The organism is Polaribacter sp. Z014 (genome assembly GCF_023555435.1).
In the GTDB taxonomy this organism is placed as follows: Bacteria; Bacteroidota; Bacteroidia; order Flavobacteriales; family Flavobacteriaceae; genus Polaribacter.
Genome location: NZ_JALCZP010000080.1, coordinates 1 through 1,381, shown reverse-complemented (window position 1 = coordinate 1,381; position 1,381 = coordinate 1). Strand labels below are relative to the sequence as shown.

Genomic DNA, 1,381 nt, shown 5'->3' with positions numbered 1-1,381 from the left:
TCATAAGTATGTAAAATTTAAAATTAATAAAAAAATCTCAGGTTAATTAATTAACCTGAGATTTTAAAACTTACACACTTTATGAGACAGTGCCAATAACTTACTCTTTATAGATAACAAAAAAGCTTCAGAATTTATCTGAAGCTTTTTTTGTGAAAAAAAATTATGTAAAAATTACAAAGAACTCGCGTTAAAAGTGTCACCTTGATTTACATCGCCTGTATCAAAACCTATTTTAAACCAACGCATTCTTTGGGCAGAAGTACCATGTGTAAAAGAATCTGGGACAACTTTTCCAGTAGAGTTTTTTTGCAGTCTATCATCTCCAATAGCATGTGCTGCGTTTAGTGCTTCTTCTAAATCACCTTGTTCCATCATTTTATTAATTTTTTGAGAGTGATGGGCCCAAACACCTGCATAAAAATCTGCTTGGAGCTCTAACATTACAGAGTATTTATTGTATTCGGTCTGACTAACACGACCTCTCATTTGTTGTACTTTTTTATTCATTCCTGTAATATTCTGAATGTGATGTCCTACTTCATGAGCAATTACATAAGCCTGTGCAAAATCTCCAGGAGCATTTAGTTTTCTTTCCATTTCTTCAAAAAAACTTAAATCGATATATAGTTTTTCATCACCTGGGCAGTAAAAAGGCCCTGTAGAGCTAGAAGCACTTCCGCAAGCAGAATTTACAGATCCAGAAAATAGAACTAAAGTTGGCTCTCTGTAGTTTGGTATTATTTGATTCCAAATATCTTCTGTATTCGCTAAAATGGTAGCACTAAAATCTGCCAACTCATTTTCTTTTGCGGTTCCTTTGTAGGTAGATGAAGATTGTATTTGATTATTGGTGTTTCCTGTAAGAAAATTTAAAGGATTATTTCCTGTAAAATACATAACACCTAAAACAATAGCTACAATTATTAGTCCTTTTTTAGAAGTAACTAACTTTAAAACTAAAGGAATTAATAGTTTTCCCATTCCTCCGCTTAAAAACCCTCCAGAACTGCTACCAGATGATGCGCCTCTTCTATCTTCTACATTAGAACTTTTTCTATTTCCTTTCCACTTCATATTTTTATCTTTAAAAAGATAAATTTACTGTTTATTTTTTAGTTGATATCATTCGGTATAAAAGAAAATACTATTTAGTGCCCCACTTTAAAGGTGTACGTTGCAATTACTTGTTTTTTATATAGAAGATGAACATCATAAAACCCTTTAAATTTAAACTTATACTTAATATGAATTTTTTTGTTGGTTCTTTTAATAGAGATTGGTTTTGTGTTTTGACCCCTATAAAACAAGAGTAATCTTTTAAATTTCGATTATTAATTAAGCGGTTAATTTTTTGGTTAAAATTAGATGTTTATCCTGA

The 1,381-nt window shown here is 30.7% G+C and carries 1 protein-coding gene; it reads right to left on the bottom strand.

The window, feature by feature from the left end; translation table 11 throughout:
* Positions 1-174 precede the first annotated feature (174 nt).
* Complete coding sequence (gene ypfJ, locus MPF19_RS18980; RefSeq protein WP_249989845.1) at positions 175-1,077, bottom strand: KPN_02809 family neutral zinc metallopeptidase; 903 nt, start codon at positions 1,075-1,077, stop codon at positions 175-177.
* Positions 1,078-1,381 lie beyond the last annotated feature (304 nt).